25 protein-coding genes are annotated in these 26,943 nt (G+C 68.7%); 19 read left to right on the top strand and 6 right to left on the bottom strand.

Annotated features, from left to right (window positions below):
• The first annotated feature begins 299 nt into the window (after nucleotides 1–299).
• From JNB_RS20440 to JNB_RS09590, 7 genes are all read left to right on the top strand, one after another.
• Nucleotides 300–1,010 (top strand): hypothetical protein, encoded by a 711-nt coding sequence (locus JNB_RS20440; protein WP_148232368.1) that lies wholly within the window; start codon nucleotides 300–302, stop codon nucleotides 1,008–1,010.
• Nucleotides 1,007–2,320: a TadA family conjugal transfer-associated ATPase gene (locus tag JNB_RS09615; protein ID WP_040884533.1), complete on the top strand. Its 1,314-nt coding sequence runs from the start codon at nucleotides 1,007–1,009 to the stop codon at nucleotides 2,318–2,320. The genes JNB_RS20440 and JNB_RS09615 overlap by 4 nt, the downstream gene beginning before the upstream one ends.
• Nucleotides 2,317–3,057: a hypothetical protein gene (locus JNB_RS20435; protein ID WP_009776255.1), complete on the top strand. Its 741-nt coding sequence runs from the start codon at nucleotides 2,317–2,319 to the stop codon at nucleotides 3,055–3,057. The genes JNB_RS09615 and JNB_RS20435 overlap by 4 nt, the downstream gene beginning before the upstream one ends.
• Nucleotides 3,054–3,668, top strand: coding sequence for a type II secretion system F family protein (locus JNB_RS20430; protein ID WP_009776254.1), 615 nt, complete (start codon nucleotides 3,054–3,056; stop codon nucleotides 3,666–3,668). Before JNB_RS20435 ends, JNB_RS20430 begins: the two co-directional genes overlap by 4 nt.
• 135 nt (nucleotides 3,669–3,803) lie before the next feature.
• Entirely contained in the window at nucleotides 3,804–3,998 is a 195-nt protein-coding gene (locus JNB_RS09600; RefSeq protein WP_009776253.1) for a DUF4244 domain-containing protein, read from the top strand.
• 26 nt (nucleotides 3,999–4,024) lie between these two features.
• On the top strand, nucleotides 4,025–4,354 hold the full coding sequence (locus tag JNB_RS09595; RefSeq protein WP_050766598.1) for a TadE family type IV pilus minor pilin: 330 nt from the start codon (nucleotides 4,025–4,027) through the stop codon (nucleotides 4,352–4,354).
• Nucleotides 4,351–4,776, top strand: coding sequence for an Rv3654c family TadE-like protein (locus JNB_RS09590; protein ID WP_009776251.1), 426 nt, complete (start codon nucleotides 4,351–4,353; stop codon nucleotides 4,774–4,776). The genes JNB_RS09595 and JNB_RS09590 overlap by 4 nt, the downstream gene beginning before the upstream one ends.
• A 151-nt stretch (nucleotides 4,777–4,927) precedes the next feature.
• Here JNB_RS09590 and JNB_RS09585 read toward each other — a convergent pair whose 3' ends face one another.
• Both JNB_RS09585 and JNB_RS09580 read right to left on the bottom strand, forming a co-directional pair.
• Entirely contained in the window at nucleotides 4,928–5,422 is a 495-nt protein-coding gene (locus JNB_RS09585) for a hypothetical protein (protein ID WP_009776250.1), read from the bottom strand.
• A 138-nt stretch (nucleotides 5,423–5,560) separates the two neighbouring features.
• Nucleotides 5,561–7,858: a DEAD/DEAH box helicase gene (locus tag JNB_RS09580; RefSeq protein WP_009776249.1), complete on the bottom strand. Its 2,298-nt coding sequence runs from the start codon at nucleotides 7,856–7,858 to the stop codon at nucleotides 5,561–5,563.
• 113 nt (nucleotides 7,859–7,971) lie between these two features.
• Here JNB_RS09580 and JNB_RS09575 point away from each other — a divergent pair, with 113 nt between their 5' ends.
• The 7 genes from JNB_RS09575 to JNB_RS09545 all read left to right on the top strand — a co-directional run bounded on the left by JNB_RS09575 (nucleotide 7,972) and on the right by JNB_RS09545 (nucleotide 18,234).
• Nucleotides 7,972–8,343 (top strand): STAS domain-containing protein, encoded by a 372-nt coding sequence (locus JNB_RS09575; RefSeq protein WP_009776248.1) that lies wholly within the window; start codon nucleotides 7,972–7,974, stop codon nucleotides 8,341–8,343.
• Nucleotides 8,344–8,519: 176 nt separating this feature from the next.
• On the top strand, nucleotides 8,520–10,955 hold the full coding sequence (locus JNB_RS09570) for a sodium-translocating pyrophosphatase (RefSeq protein WP_009776247.1): 2,436 nt from the start codon (nucleotides 8,520–8,522) through the stop codon (nucleotides 10,953–10,955).
• 516 nt (nucleotides 10,956–11,471) lie between these two features.
• On the top strand, nucleotides 11,472–12,125 hold the full coding sequence (locus tag JNB_RS09565; protein WP_009776246.1) for a hypothetical protein: 654 nt from the start codon (nucleotides 11,472–11,474) through the stop codon (nucleotides 12,123–12,125).
• A 144-nt stretch (nucleotides 12,126–12,269) separates the two neighbouring features.
• Nucleotides 12,270–13,757, top strand: coding sequence for a methyltransferase (locus JNB_RS09560; protein WP_009776245.1), 1,488 nt, complete (start codon nucleotides 12,270–12,272; stop codon nucleotides 13,755–13,757).
• Nucleotides 13,758–13,865: 108 nt separating this feature from the next.
• The gene (locus JNB_RS09555) at nucleotides 13,866–14,504 is read left to right on the top strand and encodes a TetR/AcrR family transcriptional regulator (RefSeq protein WP_009776244.1); all 639 of its coding nucleotides are present in this window, start codon (nucleotides 13,866–13,868) and stop codon (nucleotides 14,502–14,504) included.
• Nucleotides 14,504–16,240, top strand: a complete 1,737-nt coding sequence (locus JNB_RS09550; protein WP_009776243.1) for an ABC transporter ATP-binding protein — start codon at nucleotides 14,504–14,506, stop codon at nucleotides 16,238–16,240. Before JNB_RS09555 ends, JNB_RS09550 begins: the two co-directional genes overlap by 1 nt.
• A complete protein-coding gene (locus tag JNB_RS09545; RefSeq protein WP_009776242.1) occupies nucleotides 16,237–18,234 on the top strand; it encodes an ABC transporter ATP-binding protein in 1,998 nt (665 codons plus the stop codon). Before JNB_RS09550 ends, JNB_RS09545 begins: the two co-directional genes overlap by 4 nt.
• A gap of 75 nt (nucleotides 18,235–18,309) precedes the next feature.
• Here JNB_RS09545 and JNB_RS21505 read toward each other — a convergent pair whose 3' ends face one another.
• Nucleotides 18,310–20,208, bottom strand: coding sequence for a glycoside hydrolase family 3 N-terminal domain-containing protein (locus JNB_RS21505; RefSeq protein ID WP_009776241.1), 1,899 nt, complete (start codon nucleotides 20,206–20,208; stop codon nucleotides 18,310–18,312).
• A 261-nt stretch (nucleotides 20,209–20,469) separates the two neighbouring features.
• Here JNB_RS21505 and JNB_RS09535 point away from each other — a divergent pair, with 261 nt between their 5' ends.
• The 5 genes from JNB_RS09535 (at nucleotide 20,470) to JNB_RS09515 (ending at nucleotide 24,488) form a co-directional block, all read left to right on the top strand.
• Nucleotides 20,470–20,973 carry a MarR family winged helix-turn-helix transcriptional regulator gene (locus JNB_RS09535; RefSeq protein ID WP_009776240.1) on the top strand — a complete coding sequence of 168 codons (504 nt, stop codon included), beginning with the start codon at nucleotides 20,470–20,472 and terminating at the stop codon, nucleotides 20,971–20,973.
• A gap of 114 nt (nucleotides 20,974–21,087) precedes the next feature.
• Nucleotides 21,088–21,594, top strand: coding sequence for a VOC family protein (locus JNB_RS09530; RefSeq protein WP_009776239.1), 507 nt, complete (start codon nucleotides 21,088–21,090; stop codon nucleotides 21,592–21,594).
• Nucleotides 21,591–22,232, top strand: a complete 642-nt coding sequence (locus tag JNB_RS09525) for an alpha/beta hydrolase (protein WP_009776238.1) — start codon at nucleotides 21,591–21,593, stop codon at nucleotides 22,230–22,232. The genes JNB_RS09530 and JNB_RS09525 overlap by 4 nt, the downstream gene beginning before the upstream one ends.
• Before the next feature lie 129 nt (nucleotides 22,233–22,361).
• Nucleotides 22,362–24,125: a sodium:solute symporter family protein gene (locus tag JNB_RS09520; protein WP_009776237.1), complete on the top strand. Its 1,764-nt coding sequence runs from the start codon at nucleotides 22,362–22,364 to the stop codon at nucleotides 24,123–24,125.
• 12 nt (nucleotides 24,126–24,137) lie between these two features.
• Nucleotides 24,138–24,488 carry a hypothetical protein gene (locus JNB_RS09515; protein WP_040883678.1) on the top strand — a complete coding sequence of 117 codons (351 nt, stop codon included), beginning with the start codon at nucleotides 24,138–24,140 and terminating at the stop codon, nucleotides 24,486–24,488.
• Nucleotides 24,489–24,573: 85 nt separating this feature from the next.
• Here the strand turns inward: JNB_RS09515 and JNB_RS09510 are convergent, their stop codons facing one another.
• The 3 genes from JNB_RS09510 to JNB_RS09500 are packed head-to-tail and all read right to left on the bottom strand — an operon-like array spanning nucleotide 24,574 to nucleotide 26,901.
• On the bottom strand, nucleotides 24,574–25,362 hold the full coding sequence (locus tag JNB_RS09510) for a dioxygenase (protein ID WP_009776235.1): 789 nt from the start codon (nucleotides 25,360–25,362) through the stop codon (nucleotides 24,574–24,576).
• Nucleotides 25,363–25,419: 57 nt separating this feature from the next.
• A complete protein-coding gene (locus JNB_RS09505) occupies nucleotides 25,420–26,406 on the bottom strand; it encodes a hypothetical protein (RefSeq protein WP_009776234.1) in 987 nt (328 codons plus the stop codon).
• Nucleotides 26,407–26,451: 45 nt separating this feature from the next.
• Nucleotides 26,452–26,901: a hypothetical protein gene (locus JNB_RS09500; RefSeq protein WP_009776233.1), complete on the bottom strand. Its 450-nt coding sequence runs from the start codon at nucleotides 26,899–26,901 to the stop codon at nucleotides 26,452–26,454.
• Between the last annotated feature and the right edge of the window lie 42 nt (nucleotides 26,902–26,943).

Here is a 26,943-nt window from a genome sequence, read left to right as displayed (position 1 = left end):
ATGGTCATTTTGTGCGAGTTTCAACGTTCACCTTGCGTGCATGGGATCGATGGGCAACGATGGAGTCATCGCTCCCCCTCGGGGTTGCAGCGACGGGTGGTCCGGCCTCTCCCCCCCGGGGCTCGGCCCGCCCGACGGCCCCGGTCATCCCCCCGACCGGGGCCGTCGCCTTTTCTTTTTCAGGTGCCGTTTTCGTGGGTGATTCCGTCGTCCACAGGCCGGGTATGCCGGGTGCTCTTGTCCACAGATCGGCTCACCGGGGTGGTGGTCGGGTCGGTTGGTGGGTGAGCGTCGTCGGCATGACTTCTCTTGTGACCCCTCTGGTGATGGTGCTCGGTGCCAGTGGTGGGCTGGGTGCCTCGACGTGGGCGGCCGCGCTGGCTCGACGCCTGTCCACGCACCTTGGTGAGTGTGTGCTCGTCGATGGCGACGTCCGCGGGGGCGGGCTCGACATGACCTGCGGCACGGAGCACATCCCCGGGCTGCGCTGGCCGGACCTGGCGCGGTTGCGGGGGACGACGTCGTGCTCGCGGTTGATTGCGGCCCTGCCGCGCGGGGAGGTGCCGGTCCTGTCGGCGGGTGGGCACGGCGCCGCGGTCGATGACTCCGTGCTGATCGACGTGCTCGGGTCGATCCGCTGGGACGTGCCGGTGGTCCTTGACGCTCCCTCCCTGACTCCGCTGTTTGCGGCTCTGGCCGAGGACGCCGCCGCGGTCCATGTGGTGTCGGGGCTTCAGGCGCGGCAGTTGGCTGACACAGAGGCGCTGCTGTCCGACCTGTCCGGCTCCGGGGTGGGGCTGGTGACGCGTTCGTCGAGCGGTCTCGGGGCGGAATTCGACGAAGTGCTCGAGCACCTGGGCACACCGCATTTGGCGCACGTACGCCACGACCCTCGTGTCCGTCGTGACGCGGAGCGGGGTGAGTGGCCCGGGTTGCGAGGTCCGCTGCGGGACACCGCCGATCACGTTGTGCTCGAGTTGTTGGACGACCTGGGGTGGAGGGCCGCATGACTGCTGGGGGTGTTGCAGGTGGTGGGGCGCCGAGGTGGCCCGGGATCGAGGAGGCGATCCGTGCCGGTCGGGCCCCGGATGCGGCGGCGATCTCGGACGTCACGGGGGCGGTGGTCGAGCTGGGTGCTCAGGGAGCGGCGGCCGAGAATGCGCTGCTGCGCGAGCAGGTGTTGGGGTTCGGGCCGTTGGAGCCGTGGATCGCCATGGGGGCGGTGACCGATGTGTTGGTCAACGGGGACGGTGCAGTGTGGGTCGACCGCGGTGGTGGCGTGGAGGACACCGGGGTGCGGCTCTCTCCTGGGGCTGCTCGGGCGTTGGCGACACGGTTGGCGGGGCTGGCTCGCCGACGGCTGGACGAGGCCCAGCCGTGGGTCGACGGCGTGCTGCCCGGGGGAGTCCGGCTGCACGCGATCCTGCCTCCGCTGGCCGAGTCGGGGACCCACCTGAGTCTGCGAGTGCCACGACACCAGCCCGTGGGAGTCGACGGGTTGGTGGCTCTCGGGGCGGTGGGCGACAGCTTGGCTGGGGTGCTGCGTCGGGTGGTGGCGGCTCGGTTGTCGTTCGTCGTGATCGGTGGGACGGGCGTCGGCAAGACCACGGTGCTCGGGGCGCTGCTGTCCGAGTGCGCCGCTGATGAGCGGATCGTGGTCGTGGAGGACGTGCGCGAGCTGGCTCCGGCTCACCCGCACGTCGTCCGGCTGCAGGGGCGCATGCCCAACGTCGAGGGCGTCGGCGGCGTGACGATGGTGGACCTCGTGCGGCAGGCGCTGAGGATGCGCCCCGATCGGCTCGTCGTGGGGGAGGTTCGCGGACCGGAGGTGCGCGAGATGTTGGCCGCGCTCAACACCGGACATGACGGCGGCGCCGGGACGGTGCACGCCAACGGTCTGGGCGAGGTTCCCGCGCGGATCGAGGCCCTCGGCGCGTTGGCCGGGATGAGTCGCGAGGCGGTGCACGCCCAGCTGCGTGGAGCGGTGCAGGTCGTCATCGAGGTGGGCCGGGTCGGACCGGCGCGGTTCATCCGGGCAGTGGGGGTGACGCGCTGGACAGGCACGGAGGTGGTGGTCGATGAGGCTGTTGTTGTCGACGGAGCGCCCGGGGAGGCATCGGCCGGCGGGGTGCTGGGAGCGCGTCCGTCGGGCGGGGTGCGCCGTGGGCCCGGTGCTGCCCGACTCGACGCCCTGCTGCGCCCCGCCGAGGCTGCCCTCGTTGCGTCTGCGGATCCGGTGGCTAGAACGACCGAAGGCGCAGACGCAAGCGAAGGTGCGCGGCCGGCATACGCCGCTGTTTCGGATCGGGACGTCGCGTGACCCTGCTGCTCGTCGCCCTCCTCGTGACGGCGATCGTCCTGTGGCCGCTCGCTCGCCCCGTGCTGGGCTCGAGACCCAGCGCCACAATCGTCCAGTTGGACGCAGATGGCGGCGCATCGTCGAGTGGATGGCCCGGGTGGCTGCAGGCTCTGCTGGCGCGAGAGGTTCGGTTCGGCCGGCGTCGCCGTGGGTGGGTGGCCGACTTCGCCGAGCTGTCCGCTGTGGGCCTCGACGCGGGACTGCCCGCAGCCGAAGCCGCCCGCCTCGCCTGTGATGTGGGCGGATCTGCCGCGACCCGACCGGAGTTCGCCGTCCTCGGCGAGCAGATCACGGCGGCACAGGGGAGGGGGAGCCCGATCGGGCAGTGCCTGCTGCGCGTCGCGGAGGGAGATCGCGACCTCGCCTTCCTGGCTGCGGCCTGGAGCCTCACGGATGAGTTCGGAGTGGCGGCGGCACCGGCTGCCCGGGCGTCGGCGGCGGTTCTGCGCGAACGTGCCGAGAGTGACGACCGGCGCATGGTTCTGGCCGCGGGCCCCCGCGCTTCGATGTGGCTACTCACGCTGCTGCCCCTGACTGGACCCCTCGTTGCCCTGGTCCTCGGTTTGCCTGTCGGCGATGTCTACGGCAGCACCGCATCGCTCGTTGCTGCGGTCGTCGGGCTCGTCCTCACGGGTTGCGGTTGGCTCTGGTCGCGAACGGTGCTGCGCCGGGCCCTGCGACCGGCGGAGATTCCGTGACCCTCGTCCTCGCCCTCTTCGCCGTGGTTGGCGGTTGCCTCCTGTGGCCTTCAGGTCGAAGCCGTGCAGCCCCCGCCAGCCTCGAGCCATCGGGTCCTGAGTCCGACGACGAACTGAGCCCCGGCGGTGATGTCGGCGCGGCGTCGGCCGCGATGCGCGATGCAGCCACCGTGTTGACCGTCGATGAAGCGGCTGATGCGCTGGTGCTGTGTGCCCTTGCGCTGCGTTCGGGGCTCGGCCCGATCGAAGCCCTCGAGGCAGTGGCCGACCACGTCGGCGGGGCTGTGGCACGCCAGCTGCGGGTGGTCGCCAGCGCTCACCGGTGGGGCCAGGATGCTGCGACCTCCTGGGCGCACGTGGGGGAGGCGTGGCGTCCGGCCGCCCTTGCCTGGCAGGCGGCGGAGCAGTCCGGCGCAGCACCGGCCGGTGTCGTCCTCGCCGCTGCCGAGCGGATGCGGCGCGAGGAAGCATCGCGGGTCGAGGCCGCCGTCCAGCGCGCAGGCGTCCTTCTCGTCCTGCCGCTCGGCGCCTGTTTCCTACCCGGCTTCGTCGGCACCACGGTGGTGCCGGTCGTGCTCCACCTCGCCCGATCAAGCCTCGGTGTCGGCTGAGCGAGTTGTCCACAGAAGGCCGCGTTGCTGTCGGTCGTCCACAGATCTCCGAACGGCGCTCGCGCTCGAGGAGCGCGTGCGCTGGACTCGTCCTGAAGCGGGGACTCGCCCCGCTCCGAATCGAGGAGATCCGTTGTGACACAGCGTCTTTCGCGTCGTCTGGCGCGCATCAAGGAGTCTGCCGAGGCAGGCATGACAACTGCGGAGTATGCCGTGGGCACGCTCGCCGCGTGTGCCTTCGCCGCCGTGCTCATGATCGTCGTCAAGTCCGGCCCGGTGAAGTTCGCCCTGGCGAGCGTCATCACCGCTGCTCTCGGCACGGGAACGTGATCCGAGGTCGACGCAGCGAGGGCGGCATGGTCACGGCGGAGATCGCCGTGGCCCTGCCGGCCCTCGTCCTCGTCCTGACGCTCGCTCTCGGCGCCGTGTCGGTGGTCACGGACCATCTCCGATGCGTCGACGCTGCGCGGGTGGGTGCGCGACTCCTTGCCCGGGGCGAGGACGCGGGTCGGGTTCGCGCCGAGGTGGCACTCCAGGCGCCGGAAGGCGCCGTCATCGGGTTCGACGTCGGCGCCGATGCGATCACCGTGAACGTGACGGCGGAGTCGCCACCCCTGCTCAGGGCTCTGGGTGTCAGCGCCCGCCCCCGGGGCATCGCCCATGCCGTCCCCGAAGCCGCCCCATGACCGCCCGTTCGCGCGTCCCCTCCCACGGCTCCCTGATGCCGGAACCTGCGCGAACGGGTCCTGAGTCGTCCTGCACCTGGCGGGAGCGGGGCTCCGGCACGGTGCTGACCGTGGCGGCCATCGGAGTACTCCTGGTCCTCACGACGGCCGGCCTCCAGCTCGGCGCCGCCGCGAGCGCTGCCCATCGCGCTCGCACCGCCGCCGACCTCGCGGCGCTGGCCGGAGCCGGCGCCCTTCAGTCGGGTCAGGCAGACGCCTGCGTCCGGGCTGCAGTCGTCGCCCGACGCAACGGCGCCCAGGTCGTCGAGTGCGCCCTCGGTGTCAACGAGTCGGTCTCGGTCCGGGTGTCCACACAGGTCGCGACGAGCTGGCCGGGCGTGCCTGATCGCGCCGTCGCCTCAGCCCGCGCCGGCCCCGCGTGACCGAGGGCGCAGAACGTGACCAACCGCACATGAATGCGGACGCGGCTGGTCAGCTTCTGCGCGGTTGGCGCCGGCCGCGCAGAAATGAGGAGCGCCCGGCACGGCATCGGTGGATGCCATGCCGGGCGAAGGTTCGCTCCCGGTGTCTGGGTCAGGCGCGGGGGTCGGTGCGCGGGGCCTCGCCGGAGCGAGCGCGGGCTTCGGCCTCGGCGATCTCGGCACGACGACGAGCCTCTTCGGTCGAGAGGTGCTGCTCCTCGACGCGGGCGTCGCCCTCGCGGCGCAGGGTGGAGGTCTCCTCCTCGTGGCGGCGACGCTCCTCGGTGAGCTGACGCTCACGCTGGGCGAACTCCTCCTGCATCTTGCGCTCGTTCTCGACGCGGCGCTGCTCGGTGAGGGCCTTCTCCTCCTTGGCCGCACGACGGCGACGGGCGCCGCGCTTGAACCCCTCACGCATCAACACCCATCCGAGCCAGAAGACGGTGATGACCGCTGCTCCGGTGATGAGCAGGGCCAGCGGCGGCAGGCTGAAGGTGCCGCTGAACGTGTCGATGTCGACCTTGTCGGTCAACTGGGAGGTGCCTTCAAACAGCAGGATTCCTGCGGCAATGGCGGCGAGTACGAGGATGAGTCCGAGGATGATCACGCCTGCGAGGCTAGCGCTCTTTTGACGCATCGTCCCTGTTCAGAGGCTCGCGTCCTGTCCCGAACTCACCCGATGGGAGAGATGGGGACGCTGCCCGCCCGTCCCCAACCGTCCAACTGGGTCACTTCGGGACGCCGGTCAGGAGGCAGCAGGGCGCGACAGGAGCACCAGGTCGAGCAGCGTGATCGCCCTCGCCTTGTCGAGGGGTTCGTTGCCGTTGCCGCACTTCGGCGACTGCACACAGGCAGGGCACCCGCGCTCGCACCGACACCTCGCCACGGCGTCACGGGTCGCCTCGATCCACTCGCCGAACGCCCCATGTGCCCGCTCGGCAAACCCCGCCCCACCCGGATAGCCGTCATAGATGAGGATCGTCGGCAGCCCCGTGTCGGGATGCATGTCGGTCGAGACTCCGCCGACGTCCCACCGGTCCGACGTCGCGACGAGCGGCAGCATCCCGATCGCCGCGTGCTCGGCAGCATGTGCCGCCCCGGGCACCTGCGCCTCCTCGATCCCCGCCTCCTCCAGCAGGTCGAGCGGCATCGTCCACCACACCCCACGAGTGACCAGCGAGCGCTCGGGCAGGTCGAGCGGGTGTGTCCCCAGAACCTCACCCGACGGCAACCGCCGCAAGAACCCCGTCACCTGCGTCGTCACCCGCACCGACCCGAAGCACACGTCGATCTCGCCCCACCGCTGCGTCCGCTTGGCGCCGAGGATCGAGAACGAGCTCTGCGACTGCGAGTGCGTGCTCCACCCCGGGTCGCCGCGCACGATCGTTGCGGTCGCCCCCGGCAGGTCGAGGTCGGTCACGACGAACGTGTCGCCCTGGTGCACGTGCACTGCGCCCGTGTGGACCTGCGAGTGCGCTGACGCCTCGTCGATCGTCCCCAGCACGCGACCACTGCGCCGCTCGACGATCGACACCACCTCGGTCGTCCCACGGAGGTTGAGGTGGTCGCCGGGCCGGTCATCACGCGCCCAGAACCACCCCGTCGGTCGCCGCCGCAGGATCCCGCGCTCGACGAGCAGGTCGACGACGCCCCGGGCCCCGGTCCCGAACATCGGCAGGTCCGCCTCGGTCAGTGGCAGCTCGTGAGCCGCGGCCGCAAGGTGCGGCGCCAGCACGTGCGGGTTCGCGGGATCCATGACGGTCGACTCGATCGGCGCACCGAAGATCGCCTCCGGATGCTCCAGGAAATAGGTGTCGAGTGGATCGTCAGCCGCAATGAAGACAGCCAACGACTCCCGCCCTGAACGCCCGGCCCGCCCAGCCTGCTGCCACAGGTTGGCCCGGCGCCCGGGCCACCCCGCCATGAGCACGGCATCGAGCCCGCTGATGTCGACTCCCAGCTCCAACGCGTTCGTCGCCGCGAGTCCGCGCAGCTCACCGTCGCGCAGTGCGCGCTCCAGCTCGCGCCGCTCCTGCGGAAGATAACCGCCCCGGTATGCCGCGATGCTCGCCTCCGCGCTCCCGCTCACCTGTCCGAGTCGTCGCCGCGCCGACGACGCCAACGACTCGACTCCGGCGCGGCTGCGGGCAAACGCCAGGGTCTGCACGCCAGCGGCCACGAGATCCGCCAGCAGCTCAGCAGCCTCAGTCGTCGCCGAGCGCCGCGATTCCTCAATGGTCGGCGGCTCCCACAGGGCAAAGGTGAGCGCCTCGCGAGGCGAACCGTCGACGTCAACGGGACTGACCGGCATACCCACCAAGGAACTGGCATGGGACGCGGGGTGGCTGACGGTCGCGGAGGCGAGCACGAACGTCGGCGTCGAGCGATAGCGAGTGCACACCCGCCGCAGGCGCCGCAGGACCGACGACACGTGCGAGCCGAAGACGCCGCGATAGATGTGGCACTCGTCGATGACGACGTACTTCAGGGACCGCAGGAACGGCGACCAGTTCTTGTGCCCCGGCAGCATCGAGTGGTGGAGGAGGTCGGGGTTGGTGAGGACGACGTTGGCGTGTTCGCGGATCCAGCGGCGCTCGTCGTTCGGGGTGTCACCGTCATAGGTCGCCGCGCGAACGCCCGGGATCGCGAGCGCCTCGATGCGCGCCAACTGGTCGGCAGCCAGGGCCTTGGTCGGGGCGATGTAGAGGACAGTGGCGCCACGCCCCGTCGGGGACGAGAGCCCGTCGAGCACCGCCGTCAACGCTGGCACGAGGTAGCCCAGGCTCTTGCCCGACGCCGTGCCCGTCGACATGACGACGTGCGACCCGGCGTGGGCGAGGTCCATGGCTTCGCGCTGGTGCGACCAGGGGCGAGCGATGCCGGAGCCCGTCAGGCTCGCCAGCAAGGGTGACGCCATCCAGTCGGGCCAGTCGGCAACCTGAGCGGCCCGGGCGGGCAGGCGTTCGACGTGGCGCAGCCGGGCTCCGCGCTCCCCGGCTGCCAAGGCAGCGAGGATCGCGGTTGGCTCGGCAGATGACGGCACAACGGTTACCGTAATGCGGTGCACTGACAGACCTCGTGGCGCGAACGCTTCGGGGGTCGGTGCCAAGGGTGGGCCCAACACATGGGCGGATTGCGAACAAGGAGCCGGCTGTAGTGAAGCTGACTGTGGCGACCACGGAACGCGATGACGTCACCATCGTCACCGTCTCCGGTGAGGTCGACGTCTACACCGCGCCTCAGCTGCGATCTGCCCTCGAGGAGCGCATCGCCGCAGGTCACACCGCCATCATCGTCGACCTGCAGGGCGTGGGCTTCCTCGATTCGACCGGTCTCGGCGTGCTCGTCGGCCGGCTCAAGGCTGTCAAGAAGGTCGACGGCTGGCTGCGCGTGGTCTGCACCAACGAGCGCATCCTCCGCCTCTTCGGCATCACGGGTCTCGACCGCGTCCTGCCCATCCACGAGTCCGTCGACGCGGCCCTCGCGGCAGGTCCCGACGACTTCCTCGAGCCCGACGTCCCCGCCTGAACCAGCCCTCTCCCTCGCCTTCGTGAGCGTGAGAGCAGTCACACCCACCCACTGAGGGTTCATGTGACCTGTGTCACCGGGTAAGGTCCACCCCGCGTCTGCCTGTGGTCCACGGGATCGCGAGAATCGCGAGACCTGTGGAGGTTCGATGACGCACACCCGTCAAGGAGGATGGAATGGCTGCACTCGCGCTCGCACCGGCCGAGGCGACGTCCACGCTGGAACTCACCGGATCGAACGTCACGCTCGTCGTGGGGGTCGCGGTCATCGCCGTGATCGCCCTCGCCATGGCGTTCGTCTTCCGGGCGCAGGTTCTGGCCGCGGACACTGGTACCGACAAGATGCGCGAGATCGGCGCCGCAGTCGAAGAGGGGGCTCAGGCCTATCTCACGCGTCAGTTCAAGACGCTCGGAATCTTCGTCGTGCTCGTCTTCGGGCTGTTGCTCCTCCTGCCCGCTCCCGACTGGGGTGTGAAGCTGGGTCGCTCCGGCTTCTTCATCGTGGGTGCGGTCTTCTCCGCGTCCATCGGCTACCTCGGCATGAAGCTCGCGACGAAGGCCAACGTCCGCGTTGCCGCCGCCTCGCGCGGTGAGAACGGTCGCGACGAAGGCATGCGCATCGCCTTCCGCACCGGTGGCACCGTCGGCATGGCGACCGTGGGCCTCGGCCTGCTCGGCGCCTCCATCGTCGTCCTCCTCTACAAGGCTGACGCCCCCAAGGTCCTCGAGGGCTTCGGCTTCGGCGCCGCCCTGCTCGCGATGTTCATGCGCGTCGGCGGTGGCATCTTCACCAAGGCCGCTGACGTCGGCGCCGACCTCGTCGGCAAGGTCGAGGCCGGCATCCCGGAGGACGACCCCCGCAACGCGGCGACCATCGCCGACAACGTGGGCGACAACGTCGGCGACTGCGCCGGCATGGCAGCAGACCTTTTCGAGTCGTATGCCGTGATGCTCGTTGCCGCTCTCATCCTGGGTTCGGTTGCCTTCGGGTCGTTCGGTCTCGTCTTCCCGCTTCTGGTTCCGGCTCTCGGTGCGATCACCGCCCTCATCGGCGTCTTCATCACCAAGGCCCGTGGCACGCAGAGCGCGCTCGACGCCATCAACCAGGGCTTCTACATCTCCGCCGGCATCGCGGCCGTGCTCTGCTCGGTCGCTGCCTGGCTCTACCTGCCCGCCACCTACGCCGAGCTCGGCTCGCGTGACCAGGCCATCGGCGCCCTCGACGGCAACCCGCGGATCACCGCGATCCTTGCCGTGATCATCGGCATCGTTCTCGCCGCGATCATCCTCTGGCTCACCGGCTACTTCACCGGCACCGACAAGCGTCCGACCAAGGACGTTGCCCGCACGTCGCTCACCGGTGCTGCGACCGTCGTCCTCTCGGGCATCGGCGTCGGCCTCGAGTCGGCCGTCTACACCGCCGCGATCATCGGTGGCGCGGTCTACCTCGCCTTCCTCCTCGGAGGTGGCTCGGTGGCCCTGTCGCTGTTCCTCATTGCACTCGCCGGCTGTGGGCTGCTCACGACCGTCGGTGTCATCGTCGCCATGGACACGTTCGGTCCGGTCTCCGACAACGCGCAGGGCATCGCCGAGATGTCCGGTGACGTCGGCCCCGAGGCCGCGCAGATCCTCACCGAGCTCGACGCGGTCGGCAACACGACCAAGGCGATCACCAAGGGCATCGCCATCGCCACGGCCGTGCTGGCCGCGACGGCGCTCTTCGGCTCCTACACCGACGCCTGGCAGACCGCTGTCCGCGAGATCAAGGCGCCAGGTGACACGACTCAGGAGCAGGCCACCCGCTTCCTCAACGATGCGGAAGCGGTCGTCACGAACCCGTCGACGCTCGTCGGCCTGCTTCTCGGTGCGGCCGTCGTGTTCATGTTCTCGGGCCTGGCCATCAACGCCGTGACCCGCGCTGCCGGAGCCATCGTCTTCGAGGTGCGTCGCCAGTTCCGCGACATCCCCGGAATCATGGAGGGCACGACCAAGCCCGAGTACGGCAAGGTCGTCGACATCTGCACCCGTGACTCGCTGCGCGAACTCACCACCCCGGGGCTGCTCGCTGCACTCAGCCCGGTGATCATCGGCTTCGGTCTTGGCATCGGTGCCCTCGCCGGCTTCCTCGCCGGCGCCATCGGCACCGGTTGCCTCATGGCCGTCTTCCTCGCGAACTCGGGCGGCGCCTGGGACAACGCGAAGAAGATCGTCGAGGACGGCACCCACGGCGGCAAGGGCTCGCCCGCCCACGAGGCCACCGTCATCGGTGACACCGTCGGCGACCCGTTCAAGGACACCGCCGGCCCGGCCATCAACCCGCTCCTCAAGGTCATGAACCTCGTTGCGGTGCTCATCGCCCCCGCCATCGTCATGTTGTCGGTGGGTGAGGACGCCAGTGCGCCGATCCGCTACGGCATCGCCGGTGTCGGTTTCGTCATCGTCGTCACGGCCGTCGCAATCTCCAAGCGTCGCGACCTGGCCATCGGTGGCGACGACGAGAACGAGCCCGTCGCCGCGTTCGACAACGAGGCCCCGGACTCGGGTGCGGTCACCGACCCCGGTCAGGCTGTCGACGAGACGCTCGAAGACGCCGAGGCTCCTGCTCAGCGCTAGGCGAGCACACGGCATACGCCACAAGCAGTGAACGGCGGCCGGCCCACCCGACAGGGTGAGCCGGCCGCCTGCTTTGTGCGCAGAGCTCGAGTCGACCACTCCGTGGTGGCGCGACCAAGTAGAGGTGGACGCCCCACCAAGAAGTGGTCCTGTGGCGGCAGGCTGTGGATGACGAGGCGGTGAGAATCGCCAAAACTGCGACCATCGGCCATGCCCACGTCACGTCCCGAACCGTTTCGTCCGGCCCTCCTGCGGCCAACAGCAGACCTGCGTCGGCTCGGCGAGACGCCGGAGGACCGCGATTCCACGGGTCAGCCGAGGTGGGCGAAAGTGCGTCGTGGGGTCGTTGTCAGGACGGACACGTGGAACGCGCTCACTCATGAACAGCGGCACGCTGCATTCGTGCACGCGACGGCTTTGCAGGCCAAGGGTGCGATGGCGTCCACCTACTCCCACGCGTAGGCGGCGGCGCTGTGGCGACTACCGCGGATCACTTCGTGGCCGAAGCGGATCGACGTGTCCATCGACGGCGGCAACATCCACTCGTCGGGGTTGGTGCGTCGTCACCGAGCACAGGTGGGAGACGTGGAGTGGATCGACGGTCTGCCTGTGACTCCGCTGGCGAGAACTCTCATCGACCTGGCCAGGACGGAGTGCCTGCCTGACGCCGTGGCCGCCGCAGATCACGCTCTGCATCACCATCTGTGCTCGCGGGAGGAGCTGTTCGCCGAGCTCGAACTGGTCCCGGCAGGAGCTCGTGGTCGAGTCCAGGCCGCCCTCGTCGCGGACTTCGCCGAGGCCGGTGCGATGTCGGTGGGCGAGTCGCTGTCACGCGTGCAAATGTTCCGGCTCAACATCCCCCGCCCGACTCTTCAGGTCCCGATCGAGGACGAGGGCGGCCTCATTGGCGTTGGCGACTTCGGGTGGGAGGGCGTCGTCGGTGAGTTTGACGGACGGATGAAGTACCGCGTGCGAGAGGGGATGAGCCCCGAACAGATCGAGCAGACCCTCTGGAGCGAGAAGGCGCGGGAGGACCGGATCAGGGCCAAGGGGAACAAGATGGCGCGCTGGGTGTGGGCCGACGCGACGCGCCCGATGCAGATGGTGGCCAAGTTGGAGGCGCAGGGGATCAGGCGGCAACCGAGGAACACGTGGTTCGACGCAGCATGACGACCAGGGGTCCACTTCTTGGCGGCGCAACCATCCAGAGGTGGACCTCCCGCTGAGAAGTGGTCGGCTCGCGTGTGGGTCCGCGGGCGGCTCTAGGCTGGGCGGCATGCGCTCCTCGACGGCTGACGCCCTGTGACCCCTCGCGTGCCTCGCCTGAACGAGGACCTCATCGCCCGGCTCCGAGCCGATCTCACGGCCGCCGACTTCAACGTCACGGGTGTCACGGAGTTCCTCGGTCCGCTGGCCAGCGGTGCCCTGCTGCGTGAACAGCCGCTGCCCGCACGTCGCGCGGCCGGTGCCTCCACCGAACCGGTTGCGATCCTCGTTCGCCTCTTCACGCTCGGCGACCCGGTCGATGTGGCCGAGGTCGACCGGGCACTGCCGACCCTTCGCGCTCAGGGGGCCGTGGCCCTCGGACTCGTGGACGAAGAGGGTGACGGTGTCGTCGCCCGCGTCGACGTGCGCCCCTATGCCGCCGATGAACGTCATTGGTGGATCGCCTCCGACCTGGCCGAGGTCGCGACCGGTTCGCCGGTGCGCAACGACCACGTCCTCGGGATCGGTGGGGCCTCGACGACGTTGGCGGCGTGGACGATTCGCCGGCCCGTGGGTGCCGCCCTCGACGTCGGCACCGGGTGTGGTGTCCAGGCGCTCCACCTCGGCGCGCACACCGACTCCATCGTTGCCACTGACCTCTCGGAGCGGGCGCTGGCGTTCGCGCGATTCAACGCCAACCTCAACGAGGTCGAGTGGGACGTGCGGGCCGGCTCGATGCTCGATCCCGTTGCCGGGCAGCGCTTTGACCTCATCGTCAGCAACCCGCCGTTCGTCATCACGCCGCGCTCGGGTGAGGTGCCGCTCTTCGAGTACCGCGACGGTGGCGCCTCCGGTGACGCGATCGTCGCCAACCTCGTGCGCTCCGTCGGTGAGCACCTCGAGCCCGGGGGAGTCGCACAGTTCCTCGGCAACTGGGAGGTGCCCCGCGGTTCGACCTGGACCGACCGAGTCGGCTCCTGGCTCGACAGCGCCGGCGTCGACGCCTGGATCGTCCAGCGTGAGGTCCAGGACCCGGCGGAGTATGCCGAGACGTGGTCTCGCGACGGCGGTCACCACCCGGGCACGGCGGATTTCGATGCCATGTATGCCGCGTGGCTGGATGACTTCGCAGCTCGCGATGTCGAGTCGATCGGTTTCGGAGTCATCACCCTCCAGCGCCCGGTGGGCGACCGGGAGCCGTTCGTCGACCTCATGGATGCGCGCGGCCCGGTGCCGCCGGCGATGGGAGACGTGGTCCGGGTGGGACTCGAGGCCCGCACCTGGTTGGCGGAGCACTCCGACGACGAGGTCCTCGACCGGGCGTGGACCGCGACCCCCGACGTCACCGAGGAACGCCACACACGCCCGGGTGCCCCCGACCCGTCGGTCATCGTGGCGCGTCAGGGCGGTGGGCTGGGACGGATCATCACGCTCACGACGGTGACGGCGGCATACCTCTCCGTTGCGGACGGTGAGCTCACGCCCAGGCAAGCGGCGAGCGCAATCGCCGGGATCCTCGAGGCCGAGACGGACGAGACCGAGCGCGAAGTGGTCGCCTTCATCCGCGACGCGGCCAAGGACGGACTGCTCGTCTGAGGGGTCCGCTGAGTGAGTGACACTCACGTGGGGAGTTGCCCGGGTTGGCATATGTGCAGGTCAGAAAACTTGTTGTGAGTGAGTGCTCACTCACTCATACTTGAGGACGTGCCACCTCGTGCCCCCGCCCTGAGCCCCGACGAACGTCGGGCCTCGATCATTGCTGCCACCCTGCCGCTGCTGCGCGCGAAGGGGAGCAGCTTGAGCACCAAGGAGATCGCCAAGGCGGCGGGCATTGCCGAGGGCACGATCTTCCGGGTGTTCGAGAGCAAGGACGCGCTCATCGAGGCAGTCATCCACGACGCCTTCGACAACTCGACCCTGGTCACCGAGCTCGGGGAAATCGACCGCTCACTCTCGATGCCCGAGCGACTCGCGGCGGGTGTCGCCATCATGCAGGTGCACCTGCAGGGAATCTTCCAGCTCATGACGGTGCTGGCTTCCTCGGGTCAGCCACTGCGGCCGCCCGTCGGGGGCGATGCCCACAAGCGTCGGCACGAGGCCACAGCGGAGCTGGATGCGGCCTTCGTCGAGGTCCTGGGGGAAGACGTGAGGTTGCTCCGCGTCCCCGCAACCACGTTCATCGGCTACCTGCGCATGCTCACCCTCTCCAGTGTCCATCCCATGCTCGACGGCGAAGCGTCCTCTCCTGAGCAGCTCGTCGACGTCCTGCTCGAAGGCGCGTTGAAGCGGGCCGCGACCAAGGCCACAAAAACCACATCCACCACGACCCGGAGGAAGAAGTAGTGCTGCTTCGACTCATGCGCGACTATCTGCGGCCCTATCGCGGGCCGCTCACGGTGCTCGTCCTGCTCCAGCTGGTCGGAACGATCGCCTCGCTCTACCTGCCCAGCCTCAATGGCCGCATCATCGACCAGGGTGTCGCCAAGGGCGACACGGGCTACATCCTGTCGGCCGGCGGCTGGATGCTCGCCGTCTCCCTCATCCAGATCGCGGCCACCGTGGCCGCCACCTATCTCGGTGCCCGCGCCGCCGCCGGTATGGGCCGGGACCTGCGCGCCGGCGTCTTCGCCCGCGTGGGGGACTTCTCCGCGCAGGAGGTGTCGCGCTTCGGTGCGCCAACCCTCATCTCGCGCAACACCAATGACGTCACCCAGGTGCAGACGGTCGTCTTCATGGGCGCCGCGATGATGGTGTCTGCGCCGATCATGATGGTCGGCGGCATCGTCATGGCGCTGCGTGAGGACGCCGGACTGTCCTGGCTCGTTGCGGTCGCCGTGCCGCTGCTCGCCCTGAGCGTTGCCCTCGTCATCCGCAAGATGATCCCGAACTTCCGCCTCATGCAGGAGTCGGTCGACTGGGTCAACCGGGTCCTGCGCGAGCAGATCACCGGCATCCGCGTCGTGCGGGCCTTCGTCCGTGAGGACCACGAGCGCGCGCGCTTCGCCGAGGCCAACACGCAGTACACCGGGACCGCCCTTGCGGTCGGCAAGCTCATGGCCCTGGTCTTCCCCATCGTCATGGTCATCTTCAACGCGTCGACGGTTGCGGTGTTGTGGTTCGGTGCCCACCGCGTCGACAACGGCCAGATGCAGATCGGCGAGCTCACCGCCTTCATGAGCTACCTCATGCAGATCCTCATGTCGGTCATGATGGCGACCTTCATGTCGATGATGATCCCGCGTGCCACGGTCTCGGCCGGGCGCATCGCAGAGGTCCTCGACACCGACTCGACGGTGGTCCCGCCGACGAATCCCGTCGCCATCCCGGTCGGCGGCACGTCCGTCGAGCTGCGTGGCGTCGAGTTCGCCTATCCGGGCGCCGATGTGCCTGTCCTGCAGGGGGTTTCGATCACAGCCGAGCCCGGCCAGACGACCGCGATCATCGGGAGCACAGGCTCTGGCAAGTCGACCCTGCTCTCGGTCATCCCACGGCTCTACGACGTCACGGGTGGCGCAGTGCTGCTCGGCGGAGTCGACATCCGGGACGCAACGCTCGAGGACGTCTGGTCGCGCATCGGACTCGTCCCGCAGAAGCCCTACCTGTTCACCGGCACCGTCGCGTCCAACCTGCGCTACGGCGACGCGAACGCCACCGACGAGGAGCTCTGGGAGGCACTGCGGATCGCCCAGGCGCAGGACTTCGTCCAGGCCATGCCCGACGGCCTCGAGTCGGCCATCGCCCAGGGAGGCACCAACGTCTCCGGCGGCCAGCGCCAACGGCTCGCCATCGCCAGGGCCCTCGTCGCCAAACCCGATGTCTATCTCTTCGATGACAGCTTCTCGGCCCTCGACCTGTCCACGGACGCAAGGCTCCGGGCGGCACTCAAGCCGGTCACCCGGCATACAACGGTCATCGTTGTCGCACAACGGGTTTCGACGATCATCGACGCCGACCAGATCGTCGTCCTCGAGGACGGCGCCGTCGTCGGCACAGGAACGCACGACGCCTTGCTCGAGACGTGCCCGACCTATGTCGAGATCGTCGAGAGCCAGCGCAGCGCAGAGGAGGCAGCAGCATGAGCGGGGACCGCATCCTCACCGAGGAAGAGAAGGCAGCTGAGCAGCGTCGGGGGCCAGCCGCGTCGCAGCGAGGTGGACCGCCGCACATGCGAATCGGTCAGCCGACCGAGAAGTCGACGAACTTCAAGCCGTCGGCCAAGCGTCTGCTCGGCCTGCTCAAGCCCGAACGCCTCGCGCTCTACGGCGTCCTGGCCTTTGCGCTCGCCAGCGTCATCCTCAACGCCATCGGCCCCAAGATCCTCGGCAAGGCCACCGACCTCATCTTCGCCGGGTTCGTCGGCAAGAAGCTTCCGTCCGAGGGGTCCGTCGACCAGATCGTCGCCGGGCTGCGCGCCAATGGTCAGGACACGTTCGCCGACCTCGTCGCGGGTATGCCGCACCTCGTCCCGGGCGCGGGCATCGACTTCGGCGCCGTCGGCCGCGTCCTGCTCTTCGTGCTCGCGATCTATGTCGTGGCGAGCCTGTTGCAGTGGGCCAGCAGCTTCATCCTCACCGGCGCGGTCAACCGGACGATCTTCAACCTGCGACGCGACGTCGAGGACAAGCTCAACCGGTTGCCGTTGCCCTACTTCGACAACCAGCCGCGCGGCGAGCTCCTCAGCCGCGTCACCAACGACATCGACAACGTGGCGCAGAGCCTCCAGCAGACGCTGAGCCAGCTGCTCACCTCGCTGCTGACGGTCATCGCGATGGTCGTCATGATGCTCTACATCTCGCCGCTGCTGGCCCTCATCGCGCTGGTGACGATCCCCATCACGATGCTCGTCACGGCGGCCATCGGCAAGCGGTCGCAGAAGCACTTCGTGCAGCAGTGGAAGTCGACCGGCGAGCTCAACGGCATCGTCGAGGAGACCTTCACCGGTCACCAGCTCGTCAAGGTCTTCGGCCGTCAGGATGAGGTTCGCGCCTCCTTCAAGGCCAAGAACGATGACCTCTTCGACGCGGGCTTCGGCGCGCAGTTCATCAGCGGCATCATCATGCCGACGATGATGTTCATCGGGAACCTCAACTACGTCATCATCGCCGTCGTCGGTGGGCTGCGCGTGGCGAGCGGATCGATGAGCCTGGGTGACGTGCAGGCGTTCATCCAGTACTCCCGCCAGTTCACCCAGCCGCTCACCCAGGTGGCGTCGATGGCGAACCTCATGCAGTCCGGAGTCGCCTCTGCGGAGCGGGTGTTCGATGTCCTCGACGCCCCCGAGCAGCAGGCCGAGAGCGCCACTCCCGTCGTCCTCGACGACCCCCACGGGAGCGTCGCGTTCGAGGACGTCTCGTTCTCCTACGTGCCCGAGACACCGCTCATCGAGCACCTCGACCTCACCGTCGAGCCGGGCCAGATGGTCGCCATCGTCGGACCCACCGGCGCGGGCAAGACGACCCTCGTCAACCTCATCATGCGGTTCTACGAGCTCGACTCCGGCCGCATCACGCTCGACGGTGTCGACATCACCGACCTCAGCCGGCACAACCTGCGCGGCGAGATCGGGATGGTCCTGCAGGACACGTGGCTGTTCGGCGGGACGATCCGCGAGAACATCGCCTACGGTCGCCCCGATGCGACCGAGGCCGAGGTCATCGCTGCGGCCCAGGCGACCTACGTCGACCGCTTCGTGCACTCGCTGCCCGACGGCTACGACACGGTGCTCGACGCCGAGGGCGGCAACATCAGCGCCGGTGAGAAGCAGCTCATCACCATTGCCCGCGCCTTCCTCTCCGACCCGGCGCTCCTCATCCTCGATGAGGCCACGTCGTCGGTGGACACGCGCACCGAGCTCCTCGTGCAGCAGGCCATGGCCGCGCTGCGGCAGGACCGGACGAGCTTCGTCATCGCACACCGTCTCTCGACGATCCGCGATGCCGACCTCATCCTCGTCATGGAGAACGGTCGGATCGTCGAGCAGGGTTCGCACGCGGACCTGCTCGCCTCCGGCGGCGCATTCGCGGAGCTGTATGCCGCACAGTTCCGTGCCGCTGTCGCCGAACCTGTCGAGTAGCCCAACTCCACCCCGCTGACGTCCGCGCCGATGGTCGAGAACGCGACCATCGGCGCGGACGCAAGGGAAGGGCCGTCAGCCGAAGAGGTCGATCCCGTTGAAGGTGCCGACAACGGGGCCGTTGCGAATGCCGGAGACCCCGTTGCCCGGATAGAGCACGAGAGCGCCGGTCGAGGCGGATCGGCCCATGAGGTCCTTGAGGCCGTCACCGTCGAAGTCGCCCGGGCCCACGAGGGCGTTGACGCTGCCCCAGCCCGAGCTGGGGATCGCGAGGGTGGTGCGCCAGGAGGCGAGACCGTTGCTGCGATAGAGGCGGAGCGTTCCGGCGCCCTTCACCCTGGCGATGAGGTCGGGATGCCCGTCGCGGTCGAAGTCGCCGACCGAGGCGAGCAGGTCGAGTGACTGCCAGCCCTGCCCGATGACCGATGCGGTGCCGAACCCGCCGACGCCGTTGCCGCGATAGAGGTGGAGGGCGCCGCTGGGGTCGGTGGCCAACAGGTCGGGGTGGGAGTCGCCACTGAGGTCGCCCATGGCAAGGATGCGGTCTCGGGTGTCCCAGTGGGTGCCGATGACCCGACCGCTGCCCAGTCCACCACGGCCGTTGCCGCTGTAGAGGAGAAGCGCTCCATCGGAGGCCCGGCGGGCGATCACGTCTGCGTGCCGGTCGCCGTCCCAGTCACCCGCACTGATCACCAGGTTGGCGAAACCCCAGTCCCCGGTGATGTCGGTTCCGGTCGGTTGCAACGCGCCCATGTCGTTGCCGCGATACAGCAGGAGCGCGCGATCGCTGATCCGTCGAGCGATGACGTCGGGACCGCCGTCCTCATCGACGTCGGTGGAGCGGACGGCGCCGTTGGGTCGCAGCAGACCCATGCGCTGCTTGACCGTGAGCACCCGCATCACGGAGGCGTTGACCTTGGCCCGGAAGGACGCGTTCGACGACATCGTGGAGATCACGCTGCTCGCCATTGCCGCGGCCTGCGACGGGTTGACGGTGAGGACCATGTCGCCGCCCGCCGCGATGAAGTTCACCGCTCGGGCGCCCACCGTGTAGCCGGACACCTGCTTGGCGGCGCCAAGGTCATCACTGATGATCACGCCGCGAAAGCCCAGGCCCTGGCGCGCCATGCCGGTCACGATGGTGGGGGAGAAGGCCGCGGGTCGGGTCGCGTCGATCTTGCTGTAGATCGCCGACGACATCATGAGGAAGTCCGCACCCGCGCTGACTCCGTCGGCAAACGGTTGGAGGTAGGGGTCGGTGCTCGTGGTCTGCGAGTCGGTCACTCCCGACGTCGTGTCGGTGTTGGCCGTGACCCGGCCGAGTCCCGGGAAGTGCTTGACCGACGTGGCAACCCCCGCCGCATGCATGCCGCTCACGAACGCGCTGCCGTGGCTGCCGACGGTGCTGGGGGTGTAGCCGAACTCGCGGTCGTAGTAGCCGATGGGGATGTTCTGCGGGGCGAACGCAGCACTCGGGACCGTGTCCATGACGGGGGCGAGGTTGAGGTTGACCCCGGCCGCGGCCAGCTGCTGCCCATAGGTCGTCGCATTGGTTCGCAGAGTGGTCGTGGACCACGTCCCCTGAACGAGAGCGGACGGCATACGCGTGAATCCACTGCCCTGGAGGACCTGGACCTGACCACCTTCTTGATCGGTCGCGATGGCGAGGGGCACCCCGAACGTGGCCGAGGTCGTGGCGCGCGACTTCAGGTTGTTCGTGACGGTCCGTGTGGCGCTGACTCCTGCAGTGCTGCGTCCGGTGAGGATGACGTTGCCGACGTGCGAGCTGGCGATCGCGGTCGCCGTCGCCGAACTCACCCCCGTCGCGGGCGTCCCGACCATCAACAACTGGCCGACCCGTTGCGCCACGCTCATCCGGGCGAACACGTCCTGGGCGGGACTCGCCGTCACCGGAGCGAACGCCGACGCCGGGCTCCCCGTCGCGATCCCCAGTGCGGCGGTCAGCGCCCCCACGGATACCCAAGCTGCCCAGCGGTCCCTGCGCCCCATACCAACCCCGACCCTTCGTTTCTCCGTCCCCATCACTGTCTCTCTGCCGTGACGCGATGGCAAGGGATGGCGTATGCCGCACCGTCGCGTTCCGGGGGCAGGGTCAGCGGACGACGCAGAACCCACCGTTCCAGGAGACCTTCTCGCCAGCGGCAAGGGTGACCTGGAAATGCCGCCGACCTCGCCCCTGCCTGCGGGCGGCGGCGCCCGGCTAGGCTCGCGATCGTGAGTGGCAAGGACGAACCGCGCTGGTTGGACCAGACCGAGATGACCGCGTGGCTGCGGCTGATCGCGGTGGCCGAGCGCCTGCCGGGAGTGCTCGACTCCCAGCTGCGGCGAGAGAGCGCCCTCACCCACTACGAGTACCAAGTGCTCGCGATGCTGTCGGACGCGCCGGATCGCACGCTCCGCATGACCCTGCTCGGCTTCCAGACCAACGCGACCCTGCCGCGCCTGTCCCATGTCGTCCGACGCCTTGAGGATCGCGGCTTCGTCGAGCGTGTCGTGGCACCCGAGGACCGACGAGCCAGCAACGCCACGCTCACCGATGCCGGCTTCGACGCGCTCGAGGCAGCGGCTCCCGGCCACCTGAATGCGGTGCGAGAGAGCGTCTTTGACAACTTGACGTCGACGCAGACCGAAGCGCTGTCGGACGCCCTCGCCGCCATCCTCGCCAGGATCGACCCGTTGGGTCACGCGCCGCAGGACCCGCGCGACAGTCCCGCCTGACCTGCGCCGCTGAGGACTTCCGGGTCCCCGCCTGGCCCCATCGCGGAACAGAACGCGTCCGCGCTCCGTTGGAGATAGTTGTAAGATCAACTAACCAACGTCAAGGAGTTCGCCATGGGCATCAACCCGGTCCGCCTCAACCACGCCGTCTTCTATGTCTCCGACCTCGCGCGCTCCGTCGCCTTCTACACCGAGGTGTTCGGCATGGAGATCGCCGCGAGCGAGGCCCGCATGGGCGCGGCCTTCCTGCGTCTGCCCCGCTCGGGCAACCACCACGACCTCGGCCTCTTTGCAGTCGGGCCGGACGCCACCCCGAAGCGTCGTATCGGGCTCTATCACCTGGCCTGGCAGGTCGACGCGATCGAGGACCTCGACACCGCGCGCCAGCTCCTGACCGCTGCCGACGCCTACTCGGGCGAGTCCGACCACGGTGCGACCAAGAGCATCTATGGCACGGACCCCGACGGCAACGAGTTCGAGATCATGTGGATGCTCCCCGTGGAGAAGTGGGGTGAGTTCGACGACCTCGCACCCGTGCTCCCGCTCGACCTCCCCGGCGCCATCAACGAGTGGTCCGGCGTCCGCACCGCTGGCCGCATCGTCACCGAAGCCCCGGCGTGAACGACGCCAACTTCGCTGCACCCGCTGTCGCACAGGCTGGTTCGACCGAACCCGACGCCCCCCTCGTCGTTCTCCTCCATGGGCGGGGGTCGGACGAGACCCAGATCGTGAGTCTTGCCGACCACCTTCCGGTGGGGCCGGCATACGCCGCGGTTCGGGCACCGATCGCCGAAGGCGGCGGCTACGCGTGGTTCGCCAACCGCGGCATCGGTCGCCCCATCGCCGAGTCGCTCGAGCAGACCATGAGCTGGTTCACCACATGGCTCAATGATGTTGCGCCGCAGGGGCGCCCCGTCGTCCTGGTGGGCTTCAGCGGCGGTGCCGCCTTCGCCGGCGGCCTGCTGCTCGACAACCCCACGAGGTATGCCGGCGTGGCCGTTCTGTATGGCACGTTGCCTTTCGATGTGGGCCTGTCCGTCGCGCCAGGTCATCTGGAAGGGGCCTCGACCTTCGTGGCCCAGGGCGACCAGGACCACGTCATCCCGCGCGAACTGCTCAATCGCACGTGGACCTACCTCCACGACGAGTCCGGGGCCACGACCCGCTCGCGCCGTGACCCGGGCGGACACGGCATCACTCTCGAGACCTTGCAGGAACTCGGCGACTGGATCACCGAGCGAGTCGCCACGGTGGAGTGACCTGCGCCAGCGGATCTGGCCCACCGTCGCAGGTCAGGGGCGGTGCTGGTCCCCCGATACGGCACGGTGCGGGAGTAGGTTTGGGGCGTTCGGGCTCGTGGAGCCGCCCTCGATCCGAGGAGGTCGCCGATGTCATCGGCCCTCGCACCAGCACTGATCGCCGCTGAGCCACTCATCGACGCCAACGCCATCGACTACATCATCGTGGCGTTGTACTTCGTCTTCGTCATGGGAATCGGCCTCGCCGCCCGGCGAGCCGTCTCGGACTCGATCGACTTCTTCCTCTCAGGGCGGTCATTGCCTGCCTGGGTCACCGGTCTGGCCTTCATCTCGGCCAACCTCGGTGCCGTCGAGATCATGGGCATGTCGGCCAACGGCGCAAAGTACGGCCTGCCGACCGTGCACTACTTCTGGGTCGGGGCCATCCCGGCGATGCTGTTCCTCGGCATCGTGATGATGCCGTTCTACTACGGCTCCAAGGTGCGCTCGGTCCCCGAGTTCATGTTGCGGCGCTTCGGCAAGGGCGCGCACCTCGTCAACGCGATCAGCTTCGCGGTGGCCCAGCTCCTCATCGCCGGCGTCAACCTCTTCCTGCTCGGATCCATCGTCCACGCGCTCCTCGGTTGGCCCCTCTGGGTCGCCCTCATCGTGGCCGCGATCATCGTGCTGTCCTACATCACCCTCGGTGGTCTCTCGGCCGCGATCTACAACGAGGTGCTGCAGTTCTTCGTCATCGTCGCCTCGCTCCTCCCGCTGACCCTCATCGGTCTGCACCGGGTGGGCGGCTACGGCGGCCTCAAGGAGAAGCTCACCGCCTTCGCAGAGGCCGCTCCGCCCGAGGCGGGAGTCGCACCGGCAGCCCAGCAGCTCGAGTCCTGGCCGGGGCAGGCCCTCACCGGATTCGACTCCGGCTTCCTCTCCGTCATCGGCATCGTCTTCGGTCTCGGCTTCGTCCTGTCCTTCGGCTACTGGACGACGAACTTCGTCGAGGTCCAGCGCGCCATGGCCTCGAACTCGATCTCGTCGGCCCGCAAGACGCCGATCATCGGCGCCTTCCCCAAGATGTTCGTGCCGTTCATCGTCATCCTCCCCGGCATGGTTGCGGCCGTGCTGGTGCAGGAGATCATGGACCTCAAGAACGGTGGCACTCCTGCCGGTGGCGCGAGCGGCGAGGGCGTCAAGTACAACGACGCGTTGCTGCTCCTCATGCGTGACGTCCTGCCCAACGGGCTCCTGGGTCTGGCCATCGCCGGTCTGCTCGCGGCGTTCATGGCGGGCATGGCAGCCAACATCTCGGCCTTCAACACGGTCTTCAGCTATGACCTGTGGGAGCGCTACATCCGCAAGGACCGCGCCGACGACTACTACCTGCGCATCGGTCGGCTCGCGACGGTTGCGGCCACGATCATCGCCATCTTCACGGCGTCGATCGCCGGCGGCTTCTCGAACATCATGGACTACCTCCAGACGCTGTTCGGGTTCTTCAACGCACCGCTGTTCGCGACGTTCATCCTCGGAATGTTCTGGAAGCGCATGACCCCGACCGCTGGTTGGGCCGGCCTCGTCGCCGGAACCCTCTCCGCGGTCGCGGTGGCGTTCCTGTCCAAGGACTCGTTCGGCACGGCCAGCCTCGGTGTGATTCCGCTCGAGGGGCAGGGCGCCAGCTTCGTCGCGGCGTCCACGGCGTTCGTCGTCGACATCGTCGTCTCGGTCGCCGTCTCGCTGGTCACCAAGCCCAAACCAGCCTCCGAGCTCAAGGGTCTCGTCTACTCCGAGACGCCCAAGGAGGACCTCATCGACCCCGAGGAAGCGGGCCGTCCGTGGTTCCAGCGCACGATTCCCCTCGCGATCATCGCGGGTGTCCTCGTCCTCATCCTCAACTTCGCCTTCTAAGGGGTGCGCGACATGCCAAACACCAAGAAGACAACCGCCACGAAGGCCGACGGCAAGAAGACGGCCGGGGCCTTCGACATCCGCAACTTCATCGGGATGCTGCTCGGCCTCTACGGCATCATCCTCACGCTCACGGGTCTCTTCGGGGACAAGGAGCTGGACAAGACCGGTGGGGTCAACGCCAACCTCTGGACGGGGCTCGCCCTGCTCGTCGTCTCGGCCGGCTTCCTCGGCTGGGCCAAGGCCAAGCCGACGGTCGTGCCCGACCACGTCGAGCCGGTTGTCGATGACGCGACGCGACCTGCGCCGCGCAAGAAGCCCAGGTCCAACAACTCCAACAAGTCCAAGAAGAAGCGGCGCTGACTCCCAGCCCAAGGACAAACGCAAGAACGCCCGGTATGCCGGCCACCCGGCATACCGGGCGTTCTTCCGTTTCGTGGGGCGACCGTCAGGCGAACTGCCAGGAGCGCTTCGACAGGCCGAACCAGAACCCGTCGATGATGCTCTGGCCATCGATGCCACCGCTGGCGTGAGCGGCACCCAGGCTGACGAAGAGTGGCGCCCAGTGCTCCGTGCGCGGGTGGGCCTCGCGGGCGGCGGGGGCCTTGGCCATGAAGTCTAGAATCGCGTCGACATCACCGGCGTCGACGGCTTCGGCAGCCCAGTGGTCGAACTCTGCGGACGGCGCCGGAGGAGCGCTGTCGGCCCCGGCGTGCGGGTTGAACCATCCCAGGTTGTGGGTCGTGAAGCCGGAGCCGATGATCATCGTGCCCTCGTCGCGCAGCGGTGCGAGCCTGGTGCCGATGGTGAAGAGCTCCTGCGGATCGAGCGTCGGCATGGACAGCTGGATCACTGGGATGTCGGCCTCGGGAAACATCTCGACGAGCGGCACGTAGGCGCCGTGGTCGAGCCCGCGCGACGGGTCCTGGTGCAGCCCGCCCCCAACCTCGCCAAGGAGGCCGGCCACGGACTTGGCCAGCTCGGGTGCGGGCGGCGCGGCGTAGGTGACGTCGTAGTACTTCTGTGGGAAGCCCCAGAAGTCATACAGCAGAGGAGTGTTCGCCGTCGTGGAGCTCACCGAGATCGGTGCCTGCTCCCAGTGCGCCGAGACGACAAGAATGCTCGTGGGTCGCGGCAGGTCGCCGGACCAGGTGGCGAGCTCGCCGGTCCAGCGTTCGTCGTCCGCGAGGGGCGGGGCGCCGTGGCTGAGATAGATGACCGGGCTTCGCGTGTCCACGTCCCGACTCTAGGCCCACTTCCAAAACCCAGGGCTCACTCCACGCGGAGGCCCGGGTCAGCGCGCTGGGAGCCGAGTGATCCAGTAGGTCGCGGTGCCCGGTGAGGCGACACCGAACCGGGCGTTGACCGCCCAGAGCCAGCCACCGGAGAGCGTTGCCGTCGATGGCACGTCAAGGCTCTCGTCGGTGCGGGCACCTCGCCAGCGTGCGGCCCAGGCCGCTCCCACAGGGACGAGTTCGACGACCGACACCTCGGCCTGTCCGGACCCGCGAACGTTGTAGAGGGTGGAGCCTTCGAGGACGAGCCCGTCGCCCCCGACGATGCCGGGTCCGCCGCCGACAGGGATCTCGGAGGCCTCGCCGGTTGCCGGGTCGACCTGCCACAGGCCGCCGACGCGAGAGTTGTTGAGGATGAGGCTGCCGTCGGGCAGAGCCCGGATCCCGTTGGCGTTCACCGCGTTTCCATCGCCAGCAGGCCAGTCGCCGCCCAGCGGCACGAAGGTCGGGTCGGCGCCCGTGGGTGCACCCTCGGACGTGAGGGCGATGGCGGTGAGGCCGTCCGGGACGATGCGGGAGTCGGTCACCCACACGGTGTCCGAGGTGACGACGAGATCGTTGAGGAACACCCCACCGGGCACCTCGGTGTCCTGGACGACTGCGCCAGTTGTGCCGTCGACCGCCCAGACGTGGGCCTTGGAGCCGACGTTGCCGACAGCCCAGACGAGGTCGGTGCGCTCGTCCCAGAAGAGTCCGCGCAGGGCCCGCCCGGTCATGCCAGCCAGAAGTGTCGTCGAGGTCGCCGTGAGAAGGTCGCCAGCAACGATGCGTCCGTCGGCGAGTGAGCCGACATAGAAGCGCGTGCCGGGTCCGGACGTGATGCCTTCGGGGCGGATGCCGTCAGGCAGCGGGACGGTCTCTGGCGCCGGGGCAGCGCGACGTGGTTCGGCCGCTGCAGGGGTGGCCAGGGCGGAGGAGGACGCGACAACCGAAGCTGCGGCACCGGTCAGGATCAGGCGGCGGGATGGACTCGCTGGGGTGACCATGGTTCATTCTGTGCACGTCCGCGACGCGATGTCACGGGTCGTGCGTCAGGCGGTCAGCAGACCCACTGCGAGCGAGGTGAGGCTGACGGCCAGCAGTGCGGCACCGGCGAAGACGAGCACGATGAGCCTGTTGGGCTGGGTTCGGCCAGCCCCCATCGACGAGAAGAAGAAGCCTCCGGGCATGAGCAGCGCCGACGCCGCGACGCCGGATCGCGAGAGCCAGTTCAGGGCCCCGGTCTGGGTCGTGGAGTCGGCGAGGATCTGGCAGATGAGGGCGAGGAGGAGCAGCACACCGGCGTGTGCGTGACCGGCCCGAGCGAACTTCTCCTGGAACGCCGTCACGTCCGCGCCGCCGCGGACGACCTTGAGCAGGTACATCCCGCCGGTCTCGACCGTGACGAGTCCGAGCAGCAGGATCCCGGCGGTGGTGCGGGAGGCGTCGGAGAGGACGGCGGTGGTCGTGGCCAGGGTGTGGGGGTCGGTCAGGGCAGACATGAGAACTCCTTGGATAGTGGCTCTCTCCAATAGTGGATAGTG

The organism is Janibacter sp. HTCC2649 (genome assembly GCF_000152705.1).
Taxonomy (GTDB): Bacteria; Actinomycetota; Actinomycetes; order Actinomycetales; family Dermatophilaceae; genus Knoellia.
Note: the sequence above shows the minus strand (reverse complement) of the source record. Positions and strands in the feature narration are given on the sequence as shown.

Bases quoted from the DNA above. Each gene is read 5' to 3' on its own strand.
- JNB_RS09590 (WP_009776251.1), top strand. From the start codon at position 4,351: ATGACCGCCCGTTCGCGCGTCCCCTCCCACGGCTCCCTGATGCCGGAA.
- JNB_RS20440 (WP_148232368.1), top strand. From the start codon at position 300: ATGACTTCTCTTGTGACCCCTCTGGTGATGGTGCTCGGTGCCAGTGGT.
- JNB_RS09505 (WP_009776234.1), bottom strand. From the start codon at position 26,406: ATGGTCACCCCAGCGAGTCCATCCCGCCGCCTGATCCTGACCGGTGCC.
- JNB_RS09545 (WP_009776242.1), top strand. From the start codon at position 16,237: ATGAGCGGGGACCGCATCCTCACCGAGGAAGAGAAGGCAGCTGAGCAG.
- JNB_RS09500 (WP_009776233.1), bottom strand. From the start codon at position 26,901: ATGTCTGCCCTGACCGACCCCCACACCCTGGCCACGACCACCGCCGTC.
- JNB_RS09530 (WP_009776239.1), top strand. From the start codon at position 21,088: ATGGGCATCAACCCGGTCCGCCTCAACCACGCCGTCTTCTATGTCTCC.
- JNB_RS09595 (WP_050766598.1), top strand. From the start codon at position 4,025: ATGGTCACGGCGGAGATCGCCGTGGCCCTGCCGGCCCTCGTCCTCGTC.
- JNB_RS09570 (WP_009776247.1), top strand. From the start codon at position 8,520: ATGGCTGCACTCGCGCTCGCACCGGCCGAGGCGACGTCCACGCTGGAA.
- JNB_RS09615 (WP_040884533.1), top strand. From the start codon at position 1,007: ATGACTGCTGGGGGTGTTGCAGGTGGTGGGGCGCCGAGGTGGCCCGGG.
- JNB_RS09515 (WP_040883678.1), top strand. From the start codon at position 24,138: ATGCCAAACACCAAGAAGACAACCGCCACGAAGGCCGACGGCAAGAAG.
- JNB_RS09520 (WP_009776237.1), top strand. From the start codon at position 22,362: ATGTCATCGGCCCTCGCACCAGCACTGATCGCCGCTGAGCCACTCATC.